Below are 21730 nucleotides of genomic sequence, written 5' to 3' on the forward strand. Positions count from 1 at the left end.
GCACCTGCACTAAAAGAAAAACATAAAACTTTAACTCGGGAGCAACCGAATGAAACCTATGTTCAAAGGCCTGGTACTGGCGGGATCCCTGCTGGCCGGCGGCCAGGCCGTGGCCGGTGACTTGTTGCAGTGGCAGAACAACAGCCTGACGTATTTGTGGGGCAAGAACTTCACCGTCAACCCGCAGATCCAGCAGACAGTCACGTTCGAACATGCCGACGCGTGGAAGTACGGCGACAACTTCTTCTTCCTCGACCGCATCTTTTACAACGGCAAGGAAGACGGCAACGTCGGCCCGAACACCTACTACGGTGAGTTCAGCCCGCGCTTGTCGTTCGGCAAGATTTTCGACCAGGACTTGTCCTTCGGCCCGATAAAAGACGTATTGCTGGCGATGACGTACGAGTTCGGCGAAGGCGACAACGAGTCGTACCTGGTCGGCCCCGGCTTCGATTTGAACATCCCCGGTTTCGATTACTTCCAGTTGAACTTCTACCAGCGCCAGACCGAAGGCAATCGGCCAGGTGACGGCGTGTGGCAGATCACCCCGGTATGGTCGTACACGATCCCGGTGGGCAACTCGAACATCCTGATCGACGGCTTCATGGACTGGGTAGTGGACAACGACAAGAACGCCCGCGGCACCTACCACGCCAACCTGCACTTCAACCCTCAGGTCAAATACGACCTGGGCAAGGCCATGAACTGGGGCGAGAAACAGCTGTACGTCGGTTTCGAATACGACTACTGGAAGAACAAGTACGGCATCGAAGATTCCGGCGCGTTCAAGACGACTCAGGACACGGCGAGCTTCCTGGTCAAGTATCACTTCTGATCGAACACCGCAGGTGCGCGTGTGAGAGGGGCTCGCCCCTCCCACAGTCAGACAGGCTGCAAACCCAGGAACCGGGTGATCTCTTCACGCTTGGCCAGCGCATCTTTCCTGCCCAACTCGATCAATTCGCTGCAATACCCCGCCTCGAACAACAAGTAGCTCAGCACCCCTGCCCCGCTGGTCTTGGTCGCACCCGGCCCGCGCAGGAACACACGCAACGCCGCCGGCATTTCCTGGCGATGCCGCGCGGCGATTTCGTCGATGGGCTGGCTGGGGGCGATCACCAGCACCTCCACCGGCGCCAGACCGCGCGCCGCGCTGTCGGCCGGTTGCAGATGGCTGAACTGATTGAGGCGTTCCAGCAATTCGATATCGCTTTCCAGGCTGTCGATGAAGGTGCTGTTGAGCATGTGCCCGCCAATCTGCGCCAAGGTCGGTTGCTGCCCGGTGTAGACGCGCTGCACGACCGGCTCGTTGCCACGCGGGTTGCCGCTGACGCCAACCACCAGCACGCGACTGGCACCCAGGTGCAGTGCCGGGCTGATGGGCGCCGACTGGCGCACCGCACCGTCCCCGAAATATTCCTGGTCGAGCTTCACCGGGGCAAACAGCAGCGGGATCGCCGAACTGGCGAGCAGGTGCTCAACCGTCAGTTGGGTCGGCACGCCGATGCGTCGATGGCGCAGCCAGGCGTCAATGGTGCCGCCGCCCTGGTAGAAGGTCACGGCTTGCCCGGACTCATAGCCAAAGGCTGTGACCGCCACCGCATGCAGGTGCTTTTGCCGAATGGCTTCATCGATCCCCGGCAGGTGCAGCTTGTCCTGCAACAGGTCACGCAATGGCGAGCTGTTGAGCAGCGCCACCGGCACCTGGCGGCCCAGACCCAACAGGCTGTGAATCAGGAAGCGCCCGGCCTGGCGCGCCACGCCGGGCCAATCGCTGCGCAGCACCAGGTGGCTGCGAAAGCCCTGCCAGAACGCGGTCAGGCGCTCGATGGACGCGCGAAAATCCATGGCGCCACTGGCCAGGCTCACGGCATTGATCGCCCCGGCCGACGTGCCGACGATCACCGGAAACGGGTTGGGCGCCCCCGGCGGCAACAGCTCGGCAATCCCCGCCAGTACCCCCACCTGATACGCCGCTCGCGCCCCGCCGCCGGAAAGAATCAAGCCTGTAACCGGTTCAGCTGGGCGCATCGCGTCACTCCATGTGGGGAAAGGTCGGTCTTATCGACGGCGTTTTTCGTACAGTTTCGGTTCACCCGCCGGCCGGCTCTTGAAGCGGCGGTGGGTCCATAGGTATTGCTCGGGGCATTCACGCACGCAGGCTTCGATCCACTGGTTGATGCGCAGGCAGTCGACCTCATCGCTGTCACCGGGGAAGTCAGCCAGCGGCGGGTGGATCACCAGGCGATAGCCACTGCCATCGGCCAGGCGCTCCTGGGTGAACGGCACCACCAGCGCCTTACCCAGGCGGGCGAACTTGCTGGTGGCAGTGACGGTGGCGGCCTGAATGCCGAACAGCGGCACAAAAATGCTTTGCTTGGCGCCGTAGTCCTGGTCCGGTGCATACCAGATGGCGCGGCCGGCGCGCAGCAGCTTGAGCATGCCGCGCACGTCTTCGCGTTCCACCGCCAGGGAGTCGAGGTTATGCCGCTCGCGGCCACGGCGCTGGACATAGTCGAACAACGCGTTGCCATGCTCGCGGTACATGCCGTCGATGGTGTGCTTCTGGCCGAGCAGCGCCGCGCCGATTTCCAGGGTGGTGAAATGCAGGGCCATCAGGATCACGCCCTTGCCGTCCAACTGCGCCTGCTTGAGGTGTTGCAGGCCCTCGACATGGGCCAGCCGCGCCAGGCGCTGGCGCGACCACCACCAGCTCATGGCCATTTCAAAGAAGGCGATGCCGGTGGATGCGAAGTTCTCTTTGAGCAGCCGCTTGCGCTCCTCGGCGGATTTTTCCGGGAAGCACAGCTCCAGGTTGCGTGCGGCAATGCGGCGGCGCTCGCCGGCCACACGGTACATGCCCGCGCCCAGCAGCCGACCAATGGCCAGCAGCGCGCGGTACGGCAATTGGGTCACCAGCCAGAGCAGGCCGAGTCCCAGCCATAACAGCCAAAATCGCGGGTGAAAAAATACAGCTCGAAAACGCGGGCGATCCATTACAGATTCCGGTAAAGACAAGGGCCGCGCATTCTACAACGGTTCGACTCGGCTTGCGGCGGGTGAGTGTTCTCGTTATAAGTCTCGACACTTTTCGTGACAAGCCGCTTTATGCCGACCATGAGCCAAACCGAACCGCTAGACCAAGATCCCGTGTTCCAGTTGAAAGGCAGCATGCTCGCCATCACCGTGCTGGAACTGGCGCACAACGACCTCGAGGCCCTGGACCGCCAGCTCGCCGCCAAGGTCGCCCTGGCCCCCAACTTCTTCAACAACGCCCCGCTGGTGCTGGCCCTGGACAAACTGCCCGCCGGTCAAGGCGCCATCGACCTGCCCGGCCTGATGCGCGTGTGCCGCTCCCATGGCCTGCGCACCCTGGCCATCCGGGCCAGCCGGATCGAAGACATTGCCGCGGCAATCGCTATTGAACTGCCAGTACTGCCACCCTCGGGTGCACGCGAGCGACCGCTCGATCCGACCGAAGGCGAGCTGAAGAAAAAACCGGAAAAACCACCCGAGCCGACGATCAAGCCTACAAAGATCATCACCACGCCCGTACGCGGCGGGCAGCAGATTTACGCCCAGGGCGGCGACCTGGTGATCGTCTCCTCCGTCAGCCCCGGCGCGGAACTTCTCGCCGATGGCAATATCCATGTATACGGCCCGATGCGCGGACGCGCCCTCGCCGGGATCAAGGGTGACACCAAGGCCCGTATTTTCTGTCAGCAGTTGACCGCTGAACTGGTGTCCATCGCCGGCCAGTACAAGGTTTCCGAAGATTTGCGCCGCGATCCGCTGTGGGGCGCCGGGGTGCAGATAAGCCTGTCGGGCGATGTGTTGAACATCGTCCGCCTTTAACGGATACTGCCGCATTTTCCAAGCATCTCTAGACTCTGATAGCACAGCGAAACCGGCAAGACTTGCGTAGGAATAACTGAAAGCTGGCGTTCCCCATGGGAGCCACAGCTTTTTTCCTACAAGGGCTGTCCGCCTGCAGCGAGTTTCAAGAGATGTTTTTCAGGGGCTGAAAAGTCCTTTTTCCTTAGGGGTGAAACACCTTGGCCAAGATTCTCGTGGTTACATCCGGCAAGGGTGGTGTGGGTAAGACCACCACCAGCGCCGCTATCGGTACCGGTCTCGCGTTGCGCGGCCACAAGACAGTCATCGTCGACTTCGACGTGGGTTTGCGTAACCTCGACCTGATCATGGGCTGCGAACGCCGCGTGGTGTACGACTTCGTCAACGTGGTCAACGGCGAAGCCAACCTGCAACAGGCTCTGATCAAGGACAAGCGTCTTGAGAACCTGTACGTGCTGGCCGCCAGCCAGACCCGCGACAAAGACGCGCTGACCAAGGAAGGCGTAGGCAAAGTTCTTGCCGAGCTGAAGGAAACCTTCGAATACGTGGTCTGCGATTCCCCTGCGGGTATCGAGACCGGCGCGCACCTGGCGATGTATTTCGCCGACGAAGCCATCGTCGTGACCAACCCGGAAGTCTCCTCGGTACGTGACTCGGACCGCATGCTCGGCCTGCTGGCCAGCAAATCCAAGCGCGCCGAAGAAGGCCAGGACCCGATCAAGGAGCACTTGCTGCTCACCCGCTACAACCCTGAGCGCGTCAGCAACGGCGAAATGCTCGGCGTTGAAGACGTGAAGGAAATCCTTGCCGTGACCCTGCTGGGCGTGATTCCAGAATCCCAAGCGGTGCTCAAGGCCTCCAACCAGGGTGTTCCGGTGATCCTCGATGACCAGAGCGACGCCGGCCAGGCGTACAGCGATGCGGTCGATCGCCTGCTGGGCAAGTCCGTGGAACATCGCTTCCTCGATGTCAAGAAGAAGGGATTCTTCGAGCGTATCTTTGGAGGCAATTGAACAATGAAATTTCTCGACTTCTTTCGCGCCAACAAAAAGCCAAGCACCGCGTCGGTCGCGAAAGAGCGTCTACAGATCATCGTGGCGCACGAACGCGGCCAACGCAGCACCCCGGATTACCTGCCAGCCTTGCAGAAGGAACTGGTCGAGGTGATCCGCAAGTACGTCAATATCGGCAACGATGACGTGCATGTCGCCCTGGAAAACGACGGCAGCTGCTCGATTCTGGAACTCAATATCACCCTGCCCGATCGTTGATCGAACGGGCGGTCGCCACGGCGGCTCGGTCATTCGGCTCCCTTCGCGGGAGCCGGGTGGCCCAGCCGCCGTTGGCGTTTGTTACGAGGCTGTTTAATGCCGTTGTCCAACATTCATATCCTTTACCAGGACGCCGCTGTCCTGGTGGTGAACAAGCCGACCCTGCTGCTCTCGGTGCCTGGGCGCGCCGACGACAACAAGGATTGCCTGATCACGCGCCTGCAGGAAAACGGCTACCCTGAAGCTCGCATCGTCCACCGGCTGGACTGGGAAACCTCGGGCATTATCCTGCTGGCCCGCGACGCGGATACTCATCGCGAGCTGTCGCGCCAGTTTCACGACCGTGAAACCGAAAAGGCCTACACTGCCCTGGCCTGGGGCCAACCGACGCTGGACAGCGGCAGCATCGACCTGCCCCTGCGCTACGACCCACCCACCAAGCCCCGGCATGTGGTGGACCACGAATTCGGCAAGCATGCACTGACCTTCTGGAAGGTGCTGGAGCGCTGCGGCGACTGGTGCCGCGTCGAGCTGACACCCATCACCGGACGCTCGCACCAATTGCGTGTGCATATGCTATCCATCGGCCACCCTCTGTTGGGGGATGGCCTGTACGCCCACGAACAAGCCCTGGCTGCGTGGCCGCGCCTGTGCCTGCACGCGAGCATGCTCAGCTTTACCCATCCGCAAAGCGGCGAGCGCCTGCGCTTCGAGTGCCCTGCACCCTTTTAAGTGGTCAACACAGGCAAATGTGGGAGGGGGCTTGCCCCCGATGACGGCGTATCAGTGACAGATGTACTGACTGACACACTGCAATCAGGGGCAAGCCTTCTCCCACATTTGTTATGTGCACTTGCCGCCATCGAACGGTAAACTCCGCGCATTGCTGTCTGGAGCTATTTATGCGCGAAGCGTTGAATCAAGGCCTGATCGACTTTCTCAAGGCCTCCCCTACTCCTTTTCATGCCACCGCCGCCCTGGCCCAGCGCCTGGAAGCGGCCGGTTACCAGCGTCTCGACGAGCGCGAAACCTGGACCACCGAAGCCAACGGGCGCTACTACCTCACCCGTAACGACTCCTCGATCATCGCCTTCAAACTCGGCCGCCATTCACCACTGCAGGGCGGCATTCGCCTGGTTGGCGCCCATACCGACAGCCCGTGCCTGCGGGTCAAGCCGCAGCCGGAATTGCAACGCCAGGGCTTCTGGCAGTTGGGCGTGGAAGTCTACGGCGGTGCCCTGCTGGCACCGTGGTTCGACCGCGACCTGTCGCTGGCCGGGCGCGTGACCTTCCGCCGCGATGGCAAGGTCGAAAGCCAATTGATCGACTTCAAACTGCCGATCGCGATCATCCCTAACCTGGCCATCCACCTCAATCGCGAAGCCAACCAGGGCTGGGCGATCAATGCCCAGACCGAGCTGCCGCCGATCCTGGCGCAGTTCGCCGGTGACGAGCGCGTAGACTTCCGCGCCGTGCTCACCGACCAACTGGCCCGCGAACACGGGCTCAATGCCGACGTCGTACTCGATTATGAGTTGAGCTTCTACGACACCCAGAGCGCCGCGGTGATCGGGCTCAACGGCGACTTCATCGCCGGCGCGCGCCTGGACAACCTGCTGTCGTGCTACGCCGGTCTGCAGGCCCTGCTGACCAGCGACAGCGAGGAAACCTGCGTGCTGGTGTGCAACGACCACGAAGAAGTCGGCTCCTGCTCGGCCTGTGGCGCCGATGGCCCGATGCTGGAGCAGACCCTGCGTCGCCTGTTGCCCGAAGGTGATGAATTCGTGCGCACCATCCAGAAATCCCTGCTGGTGTCGGCCGACAACGCCCACGGCGTGCACCCTAACTACGCCGACAAGCACGACGCCAACCACGGCCCCAAGCTCAACGCCGGCCCGGTGATCAAGGTCAACAGCAACCAGCGCTACGCCACCAACAGCGAAACCGCCGGTTTCTTCCGCCACCTGTGCATGGCCCAGGAAGTGCCGGTGCAGAGCTTCGTGGTGCGCAGCGACATGGGCTGCGGCTCGACCATCGGCCCGATCACCGCCAGCCACCTGGGCGTGCGCACCGTGGACATCGGCCTGCCGACGTTTGCCATGCATTCGATCCGTGAACTGTGCGGCAGCCATGACCTGGCGCATTTGGTGAAGGTGTTGGGCGCGTTCTACGCCAGCCACGACCTGCCCTGAAACCAGGACTGCCTGTAGGTGGGAGGGGACACCCCCCTCCCACATTGGTTTTGCATCCCCCTGACCTGCATCACCTGCACTTTGCGCAATCCGACCTAGACTGGTCGATATTCCCCTCAGACAAGGCCGTCGCTCCATGATCCCCATGTCCTCGTTCCACGCCATGCTGATTCCCATCCTGATCGGCATGATCCTGCTGGCGGTAGGCTTCAACTTTCGCGACAAGCCTCTGGGCGTATTCGGCATGTGGATCGGCATGCTGCTGATTCTGGGCACCGTGGTGTACAAAATCCTGGCCAAGCTGGCCGAATGACAATTGCACTCGCATCTGGCATAGCGCCCTCGTACACTCGGTCAATTCGTCGTCTCCAAGGTTGACCGCCTCGTGCTTTCCCGTCTGTTTGCCCTGCCCTGTTGCCTGCTGCTCGCCCTGCTCATTCTGCTGCCGACCTCGCCCGCCCACGCGGCGGGCCTGCCCGGGTTACTCGCAGGCTCCAGCAAGCCCCAACCGCAGGCCGAGGTGCCCTTGGGGCAATCGCTGGACGAGGTGATCAAGACCCTGGAGAACGACCAGCAGCGCACCCAGTTGCTCAGCGACCTGAAAAAGCTGCGCGCCGCGACGCAAAAGGCCCAGCCGGTCGCCGAGCAAGGCGTGCTCGGCTTGATCGGCAGTACGCTGTCAGGCCTGGAACAGCAATTCTCCGGCAGCGACAGCCCACTGGGGCGCTGGTCCGATGAAGTCGACCAGGCCAAGGACGAACTTGAAGCCCTGATGCTGCCAGCCAGCGAATGGCTGCCGATCATTTTCGGCTTTGCCTTGATCCTGGCGGTGTGGAGCCTGCTGGCCGCCGCGCTGATCTGGCTCAGCCACCGCGTGCGCGAACGTTTCGGCCTGCCCGAAGAATTGCCGCAACATCCACGCACCTGGGACATGCTGCGCTTCGCCCTGCGCAAACTCGGGCCGTGGCTGATCGCCCTGGTCATCACCGTGTACCTGAGCTACGCCCTGCCTTCGTCCCTGGGCAAATCCCTGGCGATGGTGCTGGCCTATGCGCTGGTGGTGGGCACCTGTTTTTCGGCGATCTGCGTGATTGCGTTCTCCCTGCTCGACGGTCCGCACCGCCATCGTGCGCTGTACATCCTGCGCCACCAGGCCTTTCGCCCGCTGTGGCTGATCGGCAGTTTCGCCGCCTTCGGCGAAGCCCTGAGCGACCCGCGCATGATGCAATCCCTGGGACCGCACCTGGCCCACACCGCCGCGACCGTGGCCAATGTGATGGCGGCCCTCTCCACCGGTGTGTTCATCCTGCGCTTTCGCCGGCCGATTGCGCACCTGATCCGCAACCAGCCGCTGTCGCGCCGCCTCACTCGCCGCGCCCTCAGCGACACCCTCTCGATTATCGGTACCTTCTGGTACCTGCCGGCGTTGTTGCTGGTGGGCATTTCGCTGTTCGCCACCTTCCTGTCAGCCGGCGACACCAGCACCGCCCTGCGCCAGTCGCTGCTGTGCACGGTGCTGTTGGTGTTGTGCATGGTGATCAACGGCCTGGTGCGTCGCCATGCGCTCAAGCCGCAGCGCGGGCACAAGCGTCATGCACTGTATTCCGAGCGCCTGAAGAGTTTTTTCTACACCCTCGCCCATCTGCTGGTGTGGCTGGCGTTTATCGAGTTGGGCCTGCGGGTGTGGGGCCTTTCCTTGATTCGGTTTACCGAAGGCGACGGCCATGAAATCAGCGTCAAGCTGTTCGGCCTGGGCGGTACGCTATTGTTTGCCTGGCTGATCTGGATCCTCAGCGACACCGCGATCCACCACGCCCTGACGCGCTCGCGCAAAGGCCTGGCCAATGCCCGCGCCCAGACCATGATGCCGTTGATCCGCAACGTGCTGTTCGTGACCATTTTCATCATCGCCGCCATCGTCGCACTGGCGAACATGGGCATGAACGTCACGCCGCTGCTGGCCGGTGCCGGTGTGATCGGCCTGGCCATCGGCTTCGGTGCACAATCGCTGGTGGCGGACTTGATCACCGGTCTGTTCATCATCATCGAAGACTCCCTGGCCATCGACGACTACGTCGACGTCGGCGGCCACCTGGGCACGGTCGAAGGCCTGACCATTCGCACCGTGCGCCTGCGCGACATCGACGGCATCGTGCACACCATCCCGTTCAGCGAAATCAAAAGCATCAAGAACTACTCGCGGGAGTTCGGCTACGCGATCTTCCGCGTGGCGATCCCGTACAACATGGACATCGACGACGCGATCAAACTGATCCGCGAGGTCGGCCAGAAAATCCGCAACGACCCCATGCAGCGCCGCAATATCTGGTCGCCGCTGGAGATCCAGGGCGTGGAGAGCTTTGAGTCCGGCAGCGCCATTCTGCGCGCGCGGTTCAAGACGGCGCCGATCAAACAGTGGGAAGTGTCGCGGGCGTTCAACCTGTCGCTCAAGCGCCAGCTGGACGAAGCGGGCCTGGACCTGGCCACGCCGCGCTTGAGTGTGCAGGTAGTGACGGCGGCATCCGGGCAGGAAAAAGACAAAACCGTCTGACTCCCGATCCCATTGCAGGATCGGGAGCGGCGCAGATCAACCGGCCAGTGCCGCGCCGTCCATCTTCTGGCGCAGGCTCAGGGGACGCATGTCGGTCCAGACTTCTTCGATGTAGGCCAGGCATTCTTTCTTGAAGCCGCTCTTGCCCACGGTGCGCCAGCCTTCGGGCACGGCCTTGTAGTCGGGCCAGATGGAATACTGTTCTTCGTGGTTGACCACCACCTGAAACAGGATGTCGTCGCGGTCAAATACTGAGGTCATTGCGGTTCTCCGTCGTTCATGGGCTGGCTGTGCAGCGTGCACAGCGTCGATATCTGTAGAAACGTAGCGCGCCTACAAAAAATTAGAGGCTGGCGACGGCTGCCGCGAGGGCGCGACCGAAAATCTCGGCCACCTGGTCGATTTCGCCGGCGGTGATCACCAGCGGGGGCAGAAATCGCACCACGCTGGCGTGGCGACCGCCCAGCTCCAGGATCAGCCCGCGCTTGAGGCATTCGCGTTGCACCAAGGGCGCCAACTGGCGATGCACCGGAGGGTGGCCCTGCTGGTCGAGCGCGCCGTGCGGGTCCACCAGCTCGACGCCGAGCATCAGCCCGCGCCCACGGATGTCCCCCAGGTGCGGGAAGTCACGCTGCAGCAGGCGCAGGTGTTCGCCCAGGCGCTCGCCCATCGTTGCCGCGTGGCCGGGCAGGTCATGGGCCTTGAGGTAGCGCATCACCGCCGAGCCTGCCGCCATGGCCATCTGATTGCCGCGAAAGGTCCCGGCATGAGCACCCGGCAACCAGGTGTCGAGCCAGTCGCGGTACACCACCACTGCCAGCGGCAGGCTGCCGCCGATGGCCTTGGACAGCACTACCACGTCCGGAATGATGCCGGCGTGTTCAAAGGCAAACATTTTGCCGGTGCGACCGAAGCCGCTCTGGATTTCGTCGACGATCAACGCGACGCCCGCCTGTTCGGTGATACGCCGCAGACCGCGCAGCCAGTCGAGGTCCGCCGGAATCACGCCGCCCTCGCCCTGCACGACTTCCACAATCACCGCAGCCGGCAACAACACGCCGGCTTCGGGATCGTTGAGCAGGTTCTCGAGGTAATGCAGATTGACCCGCACCCCCTCCGCGCCGCCCAGGCCGAACGGGCAACGGTAGTCGTAAGGGTATGGCAGAAACTGCACGCCATGAGCAAGCAAGGCGCCCAGGGGTTTCTTAGGGCCCAGGCTGCCCATCAGGCTTAACGCGCCCTGGCTCATGCCATGGTAACCGCCCTGGAACGACAACACGGTGCTGCGTCCGGTGGCGGTGCGCACCAGTTTCAGCGCGGCTTCCACCGCATCGGTACCGGTGGGGCCGCAGAACTGGATCTTGGCCTGGCGCGCCAGTTCGGCCGGCAACAGGCCGAACAGGTCCTGCACGAATTGATCCTTGACCGGCGTAGTCAGGTCGAGGGTGTGCAGCGGCAGCTCATCGATCAGCACCTGCCGGATCGCGTCGATCACCACCGGGTGGTTATGCCCCAGCGCCAGCGTCCCCGCGCCGGCCAGGCAATCGATAAAGCGGCGACCTTCCACGTCTTCCACATAAATACCCTTGGCGCGTTTGAGCGCCAGGGGGATGCGCCGTGGGTAACTGCGCGCGTTGGACTCCTGCTGACATTGACGCGCCAGCAGCGGGGTTTCGTCGAACTGATAGAGCGTTTCATGCACCTGGGTATCTTCAATACGGCTGGTAGCGACTGACATCTCTGGATCCCTCAATACGCTGGATGATGGTGACCAAACTGCCGATCCGTTGGCGTCTGGCCCGAGGGCATGCGCACGGATTTCCTGTTCTGGAAACGCACCAGCGAGAAGAGGATTTAGGCGGCAGTGATGAATGCCCCTGATGACCCTAGGCATCTACCCATCTTCGGTGAAAACATAACCTGAAAAAATCAGGTTCTGGTGGCGAGCAGGCTTGCCCTGCGCCGGGCTTCAGAGCCCGCGGTATTTTTCATTCAAGGCATACAGAATCGCGCAGGTTTCGGCGTCCAGCACGCCGCAGTAATCCCGTGGCCGGAAATGCATTTGCAACGCACGCGTTCTCAGTTCGAACGCCTGGCGATTCTGCGCCGGTTTGTACCCATAGCGCTGGAAGGCCCGCTCCACTTCGACTTCCGGTGGCAGACCGACACAGAAGCGTCGTTGGTACATGGCCCGCGTCGGCTCATCGAACCAGGCGCCGATACCTGCCCTGTGCAGTCGCTCCCAGGGCAGCCGAGGCCCCGGATCGCTCTTGCGCCAGTAGGCCACGTCGGAGTGGCCGAGGATATCGGTCGGCGTAATCCGCGGATAGCGCCCCAGGACATCGTGCAGCAGCGCGATCAGTACTTCGATCTGTTCCTCGGCGTAGGCGGGAAAGCTGAATACGCCCGCGTCGTCCCGCGCCAGGTTGACGAGCTCGATACCGATCGAGCGGCTATTAAGGTTGTCCCCTGCGTCCCAATGGCTCGCGCCGGCATGCCAGGCGCGCTGGGTCTCGTCCACCAGGCGAAACACGCGCAATTCCTCATAGCCGACGGCGCGATAGCCGGGATCATCGGGGTCGGGCAGCAGGTAATGCGCACTCACCCCATCCTGTGTCAACGTGCGCAGGGAGGATGCAAACGGCGCCGCGGTGTAATGCACGATGACCTGGCGCACGGGCTCGCCATTGCGCCCGTTGAAGCCGGTAGCGGGATAACTGGTGTCGATGACCAACATGAGAGCCGTCCTTTTCAATACAGGCCAAGTCGTTCGGCCCGTTCAAACGCAAAAAAATTACCGCCATCCTGAAGGTTCGGACGCCAGGCGGGCGGTAACTATTTGGCTCTCAAAGAAAAGCGATCAGCGCCGCAGCGGCATGCTCAGCTCGACGCGCAGGCCATCGGGGAGGCTGTCGAAGGTCAGCGAGCAGGCGCAGCGCTGCACGATCGCCTGCACGATCGCCAGGCCCAGGCCACAGCCTTCGCTGCTGCCGTTGCGCCAGAAGCGCTGAGTGAGGTATTGCAGGTCTTCGCTGGAGATCTGCTTGCCATGGTCGCGCACGCGAAATACCACCTTGTCGGCGTGGTTGAACACGTTCAATTCCACGCGGGTGTGCGCCGGAGTGTGGCGCAACGCGTTGTCCAGCAGGTTGCGCAATGCGGCGACCGCCAGGCCCACCGGCATGTCTACCGGGGCGCCGCAGAGGTTGTCCGACAGGCTCAGGTCGATGCGCGCGTTGTCGCCGGCGTTGGCGTCCTGGATGGCCAGACGCGCGACTTCTTCGGCGCTGGACTGCAGCCCATCGTCAAACGAAAGACTGCCTTCCACCCGCGCCAGCAGCAGCAATTGCTCCAGGGTGCGATGCAGGCGGTCGGCGCCCTCCTCGGCGTGGGCCAGGGATTGGTCGCGGGCGGCGCCGTCGGTCATGCGCGCCACCTGCAGGTGAGTCTTGATCGCCGTCAGCGGGCTGCGCAGCTCATGGGCCGCATCGCCGGTGAGGCGGCGTTCGCGCTCGATGGTCTTGGCGATGCGCTGCAACAGTTGGTTCTGGGTGTCGAGCAGCGGTTTGAGTTCGCTGGGCAGCGGGTGGATCTGCAGCGGTTCGAGGGAATCGGCGCTGCGCCGCATCAGCGCGTCGCGCATGCGGTTGAGCGGCAACAGGCTTTGGCCGATGCCCAGCCACAGCAGGCACAGGCACCCCAGCATCGCCACGCCCACCGGCACCGAGGCTGCCAGCAGGATCGACAGGTTCAATGCCTCGCGCTCCACCTGGCGGTCGGCGGTGGTGATCAGCAGGTCGCCACGGGACAAGGTAAAGCTGCGCCAACCCACGCCATCGATGACCTGGTCGCGAAAGCCGCTCTTGCGCGACTCCAAGCCCTCATCCGGGGTGGTATGGCTACGCGCGAGGACTTCCCCGCGCAGGGAACTGACCTGACAGGCCATGCCGCCCGGCACATTGAGTTGTTCGGCACTGAAATGCGCACCACCGCTGACACTGGCCAGGCCCGGCATCTGTTCGGTCAGCCCGGCCACCATGCGCGCAGACGCCACGAGGCGCTGGTCGAGGGAAAACATCATCTGGTTGCGCAGGTCATTGAGCATCCAGGCCGCCGCCAGAGCCCAGATCAACACAAATGCAACGCCCAACTTGAACGTCAGGCGCAGACGCAGGCTTTTCAAGACGCGTCCTTTGCCGTGCCCGCCGGCCCCAGGCGGTAACCGAGACCGCGCACCGTTTCGACGATACCGTTGCCCAACTTGCGCCGCAGGTGGTGGATATGCACATTGAGAGCGTTGCTTTCCAGCTCGTCATTAAAACCGTAGACGCTGTCTTTGAGCTGCTCGCTGGAGAGCACGCGGCCCTTGTTGTGCAGCAGGGCCTGCAACAGCGCCTGTTCACGGCGGGACAGGTCCACCGGCTGACCGCTGAGGAAAGTTTCACGGCTGCTGGGGTCGTACGTCAGGCAGCCGTGCTCGATCAGGTTGACGCTGCGGCCCGCCACGCGGCGCAGCAGGGTTTGCAGGCGTGCGGCCAATTCGCGCAGGTCGAAGGGCTTGAGCAGGTAATCGTCGGCGCCGGCCTGCAGGCCATCGACACGGTTGGTCACCGAGTCCCGGGCGGTGAGGATCAGCACCGGAATCTCCAGGCCCTGGCTGCGTTGTTGCTGCAGCAGCTTGAGACCGTCTTCGTCGGGCAGGCCGAGGTCGAGCACCATGATGTCGAAGGTCGCGGCCTTGAGCATCGCGCGCGCGGCGGCGGCCGAGGCCACGCGCTCGACGGTAAAACCCTGGGCAGTGAGGCCGGCCACGATGCCGCTGGCGATCAGTTCGTCGTCTTCGCAGACCAGTACGTGCATGCTGAACCCTTCATGAAAGATGGGGCGATTAGAAACACAGCCGATTAAGCGCCGATTATGCCGCGAAAAGAGGCCGCCCCAAGATAATCCCTACACTCTAGAATAGCGCCCGGTTAATCATCGGTTAATCAACGCCACACATTGTGGCCTCACTTGCATCGAACTAAGGCTTGACCATGCGGCATCTGTTTACCTTTCTGCTGGTGTTGTTCGCCGGGTTCGCCCAGGCCGCGCCGGGCAGTCCCTTCGACACCAAACCCGAGTTCCTGCCGGTGGGCAAGGCATTCACCTTTACCTCCGAGCGGCTTGAAAGCGGTGAGACCCAGCTGTATTGGCAGATTGCCGACGGTTACTACCTGTACCAGCAACGCATGAAGTTCGACGGCCTCGCCGAAAAGCCCGCGCTGCCGCCGGGTGAAGCCCATAGCGACGAGTTCTTCGGCGAGCAGCAAGTGTATCGCCAGGGCCTGGAAGTCAAGCTGCCGGCGGGCACCACCGGCCAGGTCAAGCTGGGCTGGCAGGGCTGCGCCGACGCGGGCCTGTGCTACCCGCCGCAATCGATCACCGTGGACCTGGGCGGCAACCCGGCCGTCGCCGCCACTGCGCAGGCGCAGGATCAAAGCCTGGCCAGCGGCCTGCAACAACGCAGCCTGGGTTGGAGCCTGCTGGTGTTCTTCGGCCTGGGCCTGCTGCTGGCGTTCGCGCCGTGCTCGTTGCCGATGCTGCCGATCCTCGCCGGCCTGGTGGTCGGCAGTGGCGCCAGCCCACGTCGCGGCCTGGCCCTGGCCGGCAGCTATGTGGTGTGCATGGCGCTGGTGTATGCAGGCCTGGGCGTGCTGGCCGCCCTGCTCGGCGCCAACCTGGCGGCGCTGCTGCAAACCCCTTGGATCCTCGGCAGCTTTGCAGCGTTGTTCGTGATCCTGGCCCTGCCGATGTTCGGGTTCTTCGAGCTGCAACTGCCGGTGGCCTTGCGCGACCGCCTGGATAACGTCAGCCGCAACCAGCGCGGTGGCAGCCTGCTCGGCGCCGGGATGCTCGGCGCGTTATCCGGCCTGCTGGTCGGGCCGTGCATGACCGCGCCCCTGGCCGGCGCCTTGCTGTATATCGCCCAGAGCGGCAATGCACTGCACGGCGGGCTGATCCTGTTCGCCATGGGCATCGGCATCGGCATCCCGCTGTTGCTGCTGGTGACCGTGGGCAATCGTTTCCTGCCCAAGCCGGGCACCTGGATGAACGTGCTCAAGGGCGTCTTCGGCTTCCTGTTCCTGGGCACTGCCGTGCTGATGATTCGTCCCGTGGTGGATGACAGCCTGTGGCTCGGCCTGTGGGGCGCCCTGGCGATTGCCATGGCTTATTGCGGTTGGCGCCTGGCTCAGGACTTCGGGCGGGTGGCCATGCTGTTCGGCGCCGGCTCCGTGGTGCTGGGCCTATGGGGTGCGTTGATGCTGGTGGGCGCCGCCGGTGGCAGCGACGATCCGTGGCAACCGTTGAAGGTCTACAGCGGCTCGGGTATTGCCGGCGCGCCGACGGCCCACGACGCGTTCCTCACGCTCAACGACCCGGCCGCGCTGCAAACCCAACTCGACAGCGCCAAGGCCCAGGGCCAGTGGGTGCTGGTGGATTACTACGCCGACTGGTGCGTGGCCTGCAAGGTCATGGAAAAACAGGTGTTCGGCCGCCCCGAAGTCCTCGCGGCGCTTAAGGACGTACGCCTGCTGCGCCTTGACGTGACTGCCGACAACGCCGCCAGCCGCGAACTGCTGGGCCGCTATCAGGTGCCAGGGCCGCCGAGTTTTGTGTGGATCGGCCCGGACGGTCACGAGCGCCGCGCCCACCGCATTACCGGTGAGGTCGATGCCATGACCTTCCTGCAACGCTGGACCCAAGCCCGGGACGCCCTCTGATGCTGACCCTGACCATCGGCACCTTCGCCATCGCCCTGAACCACATCCTGCTGATCGGCGCGCTGATTCTCGCCACATTGGTGGGCTGGCGCGTGGCCAAGCGTGGCGGTGAAAATCCGGAGTCGGTGCTGTTCAGCCTGTTCCTGCTGGGGATGCTGGCCGCGCGCATCAGTTTCGTGCTGGCGTACTGGGGCTATTACCGTAACGACCCACTGCAGATGATCGATCTGCGCGACGGCGGTTTCCTGGCCTGGCCGGGCGTGATCGTGCTGATCCTAGGCGCCCTGCTCTACGGCTGGCGACGCCCGTCACTGCGCAAACCGCTGAGCGCCGGGGTTATCACCGGCCTGCTGTTCTGGGGCATGACCAGCCTGTCGTTGAACGTGTATGAAAAAGGCACGCGGCTGCCCGACATCACCTTGCGCAATGCCAATGGCGACGTGGTGCAATTGGCCGACTATCAGGGCGGCCCGCTGGTGATCAACCTGTGGGCCACATGGTGCCCGCCGTGCCGCCGTGAAATGCCGGTACTGGAAAGCGCCCAACGCATGCGCCCCGACGTGACCTTTCTGTTCGTCAACCAGGCCGAGAGTATGCAAAGCGTCAGTATCTTTCTCATCACCCAGGGCCTGACCCTGGACAACGTCTTGTTCGATGCCAGCGGCCGCCTGGGCCAGGCCGTGGGCTCCATGGCCCTGCCGACCACGCTGTTCTATACCGCCGACGGACGCCTGATCAACAGCCATCTGGGGGAGTTGTCCCAAGCCAGCCTGGCCCGTGCCCTGGAACCTTTCGACACCGTCCCCGCCGCCACAAGGAAACCGACATGCCCCGCCTCCGCCACCTGCTGACCCTGCTGCCGCTGACGCTGGCGGCCACCCTGGCCCACGCCGAAGACTGGCCGGCACCGATCAAACAGATCGAAGCCAAAGGCGCCAAAATCATCGGCAAATTCGACGCTCCCAGCGGCCTCACCGGCTATGCCGCGCAGTACCAGAACCGCGGCATGGCGCTGTACCTGACCGCCGATGGCAAACATGTGATTGCCGGCAGCCTCTACGATGCCCAGGGCAACGACCTGAGCAACGCGCCCCTGGAAAAACTGGTGTATGCGCCAATGGCCAAGGAAGTCTGGGCCAAGATGGAAAAAAGCAGCTGGATCCAGGATGGCGACGTTAAGGCACCGCGCATCGTCTACCTGTTCAGCGACCCCAACTGCCCTTACTGCAACATGTTCTGGGAACAGGCGCGACCTTGGGTGAAGGCCGGCAAGGTGCAACTGCGCCACATCATGGTCGGTATCATCCGCGAAGACAGCCCCGGCAAATCCGCCGCGCTGTTTGCCGCCAAAGACCCGCAAAAAGCCCTGGAAGAACACGAAGCCGCCGGCAAAGGCAGCAAGTTGCAGGCGCTGGCCAAGATCCCGGCGGATATCGAAGCCAAGCTCGATGCCAATATGAAGTTGATGGATGAACTGGAGTTGTCGGCGACGCCGGCGATTTTCTATCTGGATGACAAGGGCGGGTTGCAGCAGCAACAGGGGGCGCCGTCGCCGGATAAATTAGAGAAAATACTGGGAGCAAAATAAATATCTTGAGTCATGTAAAAACGAAGCCTCCACATGGGAGGCCTCGTCCGTGTTTCAAGGGAAGCCAGATTAAATTTCCTGCACTGTAATTTGGGTCACATCGAAGTCGTTGCCAGGCGCTACTCCCATCTGAAGATTATCCAGACTGAGGCGCATGGTGCTTGAGTCGGCCTCGAATACACCCTCGATCAATTGCCAGGAGGTACCCGGTAGCGTTACGGCAGAAATGTCCTGCCCATTGGCCACCAGGATTAAACGCGGTTTATTAGGGACCCCACTGCCGTCACGAATCTGAGCACTGAACTTGTACTTACGCCCCTGTTCCAGTTCTACGTAGTTTTTGAACAGTTTCTCACGTTGCGTAACAGGGTTGCTGGTGTTGGTATTGCCGTAGTCAAACAGGTAGTAGCCTCTCGGGTTGCCAGGCACTGCGCCTGTCTTGAGAATCAAATCCGAGCTATGCGCGGCGCCCGGTCCTTTCTGCCAAGCATTCCAGGATTCGCCGTCCGGATCAAAGTCGGTGTAATCGTAATACCGATGACGCACGTTCAACTCCAATACAGGGAACTCAATAGCCGCACCCTCGGAAGTGCTGCCGTCCGCAGTCACTTTGCAAGTAAACGTCAGGTCGCTGCGATTCTTCAGTAACTCAAGTTCGGATCGCTGCAGAACATCCTTCAATCCATCCTCCAGCTCCTGCGCAGTTACTCCTTTGCCCAAATACACTTCAAAGGCGTAGCTGCTCCCATCTTTATGGGTGCCCGCACCTCGTAACCAGACCTTCTGCTCCGGCAAGATAAACCACCACGGTTCAACAGTGATATCCGCATCCCCGTCAAAGGTCCGCAAGTCCAGAATGTCACCCGTCGCCTGCGGCACTACCGGCGTAGGCAACCGCGTCGGCCTGCTGATCTTCAACGCAAAGGTTTTGGACGGTGCAAATTGACAGTCGCTGGTAACGGTGTAATCGATAAGGACTGTTTTCCCCGCGCCAAGAATCACCGCTTCACGAGGGGCCGTGAAATCGACATAGCCACGATCGCTGTCTCCGCTCTTGGAGCCAAGCTGCAGGATCGTGCCGTTCGGGTTGATCCAACGCGCTGAGATCGTTTGATGGCGACTCATGCGTGCATAGGCTACTCGTACAGTCACACCAAAGCGGCCGTTCCAAATCGTCAGGTCTGAGCCATCGGCCTCAAGCACGGTAGCTGCCTTGAGATCCAATTCTTTCTGGATAACGTGCAGCTCCAATCGCCGGAATCGCGTCGCGCTGTGCTTATCGGACTGCCCATTGAAATTCACGGCAAAATGCACCTCAAGGTCGCTGCAATCCGCCAGTTTTTCCAACTCCAGGCGCGGCAACGGCGTATAGACGCCACTGGTTAGCCACTCACTCGTCACGGGCACACCTTCCAGCACCTCAAAGCTATAGAGCGTGTCATCCTCCAGCTTCCCAGTCACCCAAAGCCAGCACGGTTGACCCAACGCAATGTAGGGCCAGCGGTCCACGGTGGCGGTGGCGTCACCGGTAAAATGATTGAGATTCAGCGTACCGTTGGTGGCCTCCATGACGACCGGCTTGGGCAGGCCGCTGATACCCAGCACTTCGACTGTTCGCGGCGGCGATAACCACGCACTACCGTCGCACCGACTGACGCGGTACGTGAGCGTAATGTCTTGCTCAAAGTTCGCGCTGATCGCCGATGGCGGTACCGTAAACACCAGGCTGCTTTCACCTTCGACCGGTTGTCGACACTCCAGCAACGGAGAGCCCGGCCCAGGGGTGCCGGAGAATGTCGGGCACACCGTGTCCCCGCAGCACATGCCCTCATACGTCACGACCATATGTGCGCCGTCAACCGTGTTCACCGGGTTGACGACCCAAGCCTCGCCTGTGTTTACCGCTTCGCGCAATTCAGGCGCCGACAGGGTCAGGTGAGGCTCGGTAAGCACCGTCAGTGATAACGGAGGAAACATTCTGTAGACCGGCTGCCCCTCCTTACGAGGGCGGAACTCAACAAAAAAGACCGTATACAACTCGCTGCCATGCTTGAGCTTGGCCAACTCCTCTCGCGGCAGTGCTCTGCTCCAACCCTGCTGAACATCTTCATCAGTCACTGGCGAGTCGAGAAAGAAAACCCACCTGGCATTGGAACCATCGGCATAAGTTCCAGTAACAGCCACATAGACAAGTTGCGTCGTTCCAATAAAGACCCAAGGCGCGACGTAAAGATCAGGATCTTTACAGCACAACAGCGAAAGATCGAGCTTATCGCCATGAGATTGGAGGAACTGAGGCTTGGGGAAATTGGGGAGTTTAATTCGGACCTGACCTAGAGGCGATGTATACGGCTCGCCATCGCGGGTAACGGTGTATGAAAAAAGCGCAAAATTATCCAGGCGCATACCGACGTACAACGGCGGTATGTGGAAATCGATGCAGCCTTCTTCTACCCCATTCTGCGGCTCAATTGGCGCCCAATCACCCGACGTGCTCGCCCAGGACAGGGAGATAGTGTCCGTCCCGCGCATATCTTCGTAACAGACACGGACAGTGCCCCCCTCCAGCAGTTTCAGGGGGTCAATCGAACTCTGGCCCTCAGCCTCGACCAGGATAGGCTCGGGTAAGTGCAACGTCGTATCGACCAACAAGCGCGCGGTAGTGCGCGGGTGAAATTCCAGGGCGTTTTTGGGCAGTTGTGTCTCGAAGATCGGATCAACCGGAACCGCAGGCACGGGAGCCGTGCCATCAAAAATCACTGCCATGTGGACAGTCAGGGACGAATAGTCCTCTCGCTGCGCCATCCAAGCCCGTGAAAGCTTGAACTCGAAGACATGCCCGGCAATCGCCTCGGCCGCCGTCACTACATGGTCCCGGGCTGCCCAGGCAAACGCAAAGGGTGGAAGGTGCTGGTCACCGGCCACGTTGATAAACAACCGCTGCCCGGCCTGAATCATCGGCCACGCGTTGACCTTAATGGTCTCATCGCCGCTGAAGGTGGCCATATCCAGTACCCAGTCGTTGTGGATGTACTGCACATGGGCAAATACCGGCAACGATTCGCGCAGGTCTTCTTCCCTGATCTGTTGGACTTCCAAGTCCAGCCTGAAGGATTTCTGTACTTGGCTACCCACGGTGGCTTCATACCGCACCTGTACCGTGTGCCCAATGCAATAACTGATCGTTTGCGCCGAAATATCGACGACGTTGACACCGTCCGCTACGGCGACAGGCTCGAATACTGGCTCTGTCTGACCCATGATTTCCATGTAGAACATGACGTGGGTGGCCCCTGCTGGCAGTGCCAGCGTTGCTGTCGTGCCGGCAACTGCATCGATGGGGTACAGCACGTTGCCGTTCGCCGCGAACTGAATAATAGGCAAAGGCAAATTTGTTGAAGCCGGCCCCGCTGATGGCGGTGTCGGTGCAACGCTAACGGCTTGGGCGGAAGGTGGGCGTTTTCGAGAGGGTGGCTTAGCCATGATAAAACTCCTTTCCTGCGTTAAAT

The 21730-nt window shown here is 61.9% G+C and carries 19 protein-coding genes; 11 read left to right on the forward strand and 8 right to left on the reverse strand.

Going from position 1 to position 21730, the window contains the following annotated elements; genetic code table 11:
• Positions 1-49: 49 nt before the first annotated feature.
• Positions 50-835: an outer membrane protein OmpK gene (locus QRN10_RS04840; RefSeq protein ID WP_181075746.1), complete on the forward strand. Its 786-nt coding sequence runs from the start codon at positions 50-52 to the stop codon at positions 833-835.
• A 47-nt stretch (positions 836-882) separates the two neighbouring features.
• On the opposite strand, the gene QRN10_RS04845 is transcribed toward QRN10_RS04840, so the two are convergent.
• Positions 883-2031 (reverse strand): patatin-like phospholipase family protein, encoded by a 1149-nt coding sequence (locus tag QRN10_RS04845; RefSeq protein WP_181075748.1) that lies wholly within the window; start codon positions 2029-2031, stop codon positions 883-885.
• Between the two features lie 30 nt (positions 2032-2061).
• Entirely contained in the window at positions 2062-2997 is a 936-nt protein-coding gene (locus QRN10_RS04850) for a lipid A biosynthesis lauroyl acyltransferase (protein ID WP_181075750.1), read from the reverse strand.
• Between the two features lie 120 nt (positions 2998-3117).
• Here QRN10_RS04850 and minC point away from each other — a divergent pair, with 120 nt between their 5' ends.
• The 7 genes from minC to QRN10_RS04885 all read left to right on the forward strand — a co-directional run bounded on the left by minC (position 3118) and on the right by QRN10_RS04885 (position 9869).
• Entirely contained in the window at positions 3118-3855 is a 738-nt protein-coding gene (minC, locus tag QRN10_RS04855) for a septum site-determining protein MinC (RefSeq protein WP_285428011.1), read from the forward strand.
• Between the two features lie 200 nt (positions 3856-4055).
• Positions 4056-4868 (forward strand): septum site-determining protein MinD, encoded by an 813-nt coding sequence (minD, locus tag QRN10_RS04860; RefSeq protein WP_034099397.1) that lies wholly within the window; start codon positions 4056-4058, stop codon positions 4866-4868.
• A 3-nt stretch (positions 4869-4871) separates the two neighbouring features.
• The gene (minE, locus tag QRN10_RS04865; protein ID WP_003175252.1) at positions 4872-5126 is read left to right on the forward strand and encodes a cell division topological specificity factor MinE; all 255 of its coding nucleotides are present in this window, start codon (positions 4872-4874) and stop codon (positions 5124-5126) included.
• A gap of 96 nt (positions 5127-5222) precedes the next feature.
• Positions 5223-5858 carry an RluA family pseudouridine synthase gene (locus QRN10_RS04870; RefSeq protein WP_181075752.1) on the forward strand — a complete coding sequence of 212 codons (636 nt, stop codon included), beginning with the start codon at positions 5223-5225 and terminating at the stop codon, positions 5856-5858.
• Positions 5859-6028: 170 nt separating this feature from the next.
• Positions 6029-7318 carry a M18 family aminopeptidase gene (locus QRN10_RS04875; RefSeq protein WP_181075753.1) on the forward strand — a complete coding sequence of 430 codons (1290 nt, stop codon included), beginning with the start codon at positions 6029-6031 and terminating at the stop codon, positions 7316-7318.
• A 145-nt stretch (positions 7319-7463) separates the two neighbouring features.
• Positions 7464-7631 carry a hypothetical protein gene (locus QRN10_RS04880; protein WP_253512110.1) on the forward strand — a complete coding sequence of 56 codons (168 nt, stop codon included), beginning with the start codon at positions 7464-7466 and terminating at the stop codon, positions 7629-7631.
• A gap of 72 nt (positions 7632-7703) precedes the next feature.
• Positions 7704-9869, forward strand: coding sequence for a mechanosensitive ion channel family protein (locus QRN10_RS04885; protein ID WP_253508714.1), 2166 nt, complete (start codon positions 7704-7706; stop codon positions 9867-9869).
• A 36-nt stretch (positions 9870-9905) separates the two neighbouring features.
• Here the strand turns inward: QRN10_RS04885 and QRN10_RS04890 are convergent, their stop codons facing one another.
• The 5 genes from QRN10_RS04890 to QRN10_RS04910 form a co-directional block, all read right to left on the reverse strand.
• A complete protein-coding gene (locus QRN10_RS04890) occupies positions 9906-10130 on the reverse strand; it encodes an MbtH family protein (RefSeq protein WP_181075759.1) in 225 nt (74 codons plus the stop codon).
• A gap of 82 nt (positions 10131-10212) precedes the next feature.
• Positions 10213-11607 carry an aspartate aminotransferase family protein gene (locus QRN10_RS04895; RefSeq protein ID WP_285427939.1) on the reverse strand — a complete coding sequence of 465 codons (1395 nt, stop codon included), beginning with the start codon at positions 11605-11607 and terminating at the stop codon, positions 10213-10215.
• A gap of 231 nt (positions 11608-11838) precedes the next feature.
• Positions 11839-12606, reverse strand: coding sequence for an N-acetylmuramoyl-L-alanine amidase (locus QRN10_RS04900; protein ID WP_285427940.1), 768 nt, complete (start codon positions 12604-12606; stop codon positions 11839-11841).
• Between the two features lie 123 nt (positions 12607-12729).
• Positions 12730-14052, reverse strand: coding sequence for an ATP-binding protein (locus tag QRN10_RS04905; protein ID WP_181075765.1), 1323 nt, complete (start codon positions 14050-14052; stop codon positions 12730-12732).
• On the reverse strand, positions 14049-14729 hold the full coding sequence (locus QRN10_RS04910) for a response regulator (protein WP_181075766.1): 681 nt from the start codon (positions 14727-14729) through the stop codon (positions 14049-14051). Before QRN10_RS04910 ends, QRN10_RS04905 begins: the two co-directional genes overlap by 4 nt.
• A 176-nt stretch (positions 14730-14905) precedes the next feature.
• Here QRN10_RS04910 and dsbD point away from each other — a divergent pair, with 176 nt between their 5' ends.
• Genes dsbD through dsbG form a run of 3 tightly spaced genes read left to right on the forward strand, consistent with a single transcriptional unit; the run spans position 14906 to position 18221 of the window.
• Positions 14906-16633 carry a protein-disulfide reductase DsbD gene (gene dsbD, locus QRN10_RS04915; RefSeq protein ID WP_266246275.1) on the forward strand — a complete coding sequence of 576 codons (1728 nt, stop codon included), beginning with the start codon at positions 14906-14908 and terminating at the stop codon, positions 16631-16633.
• Positions 16633-17484, forward strand: coding sequence for a TlpA disulfide reductase family protein (locus QRN10_RS04920; protein ID WP_181075770.1), 852 nt, complete (start codon positions 16633-16635; stop codon positions 17482-17484). Before dsbD ends, QRN10_RS04920 begins: the two co-directional genes overlap by 1 nt.
• Positions 17460-18221 (forward strand): thiol:disulfide interchange protein DsbG, encoded by a 762-nt coding sequence (dsbG, locus tag QRN10_RS04925; RefSeq protein WP_253508722.1) that lies wholly within the window; start codon positions 17460-17462, stop codon positions 18219-18221. Before QRN10_RS04920 ends, dsbG begins: the two co-directional genes overlap by 25 nt.
• A gap of 69 nt (positions 18222-18290) precedes the next feature.
• On the opposite strand, the gene QRN10_RS04930 is transcribed toward dsbG, so the two are convergent.
• Positions 18291-21704 carry a hypothetical protein gene (locus QRN10_RS04930; RefSeq protein WP_285427941.1) on the reverse strand — a complete coding sequence of 1138 codons (3414 nt, stop codon included), beginning with the start codon at positions 21702-21704 and terminating at the stop codon, positions 18291-18293.
• Positions 21705-21730 lie beyond the last annotated feature (26 nt).

The organism is Pseudomonas sp. lyk4-R2A-8 (genome assembly GCF_030209095.1).
Classification (GTDB): Bacteria; Pseudomonadota; Gammaproteobacteria; order Pseudomonadales; family Pseudomonadaceae; genus Aquipseudomonas; species Aquipseudomonas quebecensis.